This is a genomic window from Aeromonas sp. 600527, from assembly GCF_049175415.1.
Taxonomy (GTDB): Bacteria; Pseudomonadota; Gammaproteobacteria; order Enterobacterales; family Aeromonadaceae; genus Aeromonas; species Aeromonas veronii_A.
This window is the reverse complement of sequence record NZ_JAAKVA010000036.1, coordinates 1-1,164: the sequence shown is the minus strand read 5'-3', so window position 1 is coordinate 1,164 and position 1,164 is coordinate 1. Positions and strand designations below refer to the sequence as shown.

Here is a 1,164-nt window from a genome sequence, read left to right as displayed (position 1 = left end):
TTTGTACGTACTGACTGTTTTTTCACTAAGCAACATACTCTCTGCAATTTGTTTGTTGGTATGCCCCTGACATATTTGCATTAACACACTCATTTCTCTATCAGAGAGGACAGATAAGACATCTTCGCGATCAACTTCATGAGCATACCTCGCCCCGGCCATTACATTTCTAGGGAAGCACAGCTGGCCTTTACCAATTTTAACAAGTACACTTTTCAGCAAAGAAAGATCATCTAACTTTGATATAAACCCATCTGCACCAGCTTGCAAGCAGCGCACCATAATATGATGTGTAGCTTGAGCAGATAATATTACAACTTTAATTTCAGCATCCATATCCTTAAGTCTTTTAATAACCTCAACACCATCTAGCTTAGGAATGCCTATATCTAGAATGACTATGTCAGGGTTATTTGTACGTGCAACCAAAATAGCATCCACGCCATTATCAACCTCAGCGACAATATGATGATCGTCTTGCTGCAACAGAATACGAACAGCCATCCTGATGGCTGGGTGATCATCCACTATCAATATTTTTGCCATATATCTACCTACTAAAAATTTGATGCTGCGCATACTAACTATAAATGCAGCATATGCACCATATAGCACCCAGATATTAATAACATGTTACACATTTAAACCATTTGCTAATTTCAGTGCCATTCCCAGCTTGCAATGCTCAATTTTAGCGATATAAATCATAGCGTTATGCGTAACAGATTTCTTTTGGCTCCTTTCTCTCGATATCATTGTCTCTGACGAGTTCATACAATCCACCATAAAAAATCACAATGACTATTTGATTTTAAATAAAAGCATAAAAACCATATAAATCAAATAAATAGCGAGCAACAAATCCATCTGTAAAGCAGTCAGGTCAGCACTCATTTAAGTTGCATACAACAACCACCTTTTAGGACTTTTCCTACACATCATTAAATCGATTCAGGCAGGTCCGTCCAGTATCTTTGTCGGCGAAAATATGAGCTGATTGGCGAGGCATCACGCTTCGGTAATCGGCAGAGTTGCTTGGGCAAACAAGTCCTGCAAGCTGGAAAGGGAATGCACCTTGGGTGCGTGGAATCAAACGGGTGGCAGCAAATGCCCCCATCAGAAAATGTGTAGGAAATATCAAGATGAAAAAGACTCTGATTGCGC

At 39.6% G+C, this 1,164-nt stretch carries 2 protein-coding genes; both read right to left on the bottom strand.

Annotated features, from left to right (window positions below; all coding sequences use genetic code 11):
• On the bottom strand, window positions 1-546 hold a 546-nt coding region (locus tag G5154_RS21080; protein WP_421251640.1), incomplete at its 3' end, for a response regulator.
• Window positions 547-931: 385 nt separating this feature from the next.
• Window positions 932-1,164 (bottom strand): hypothetical protein (locus G5154_RS21075; RefSeq protein WP_421251639.1); only part of this gene is annotated, 233 nt, incomplete at its 5' end.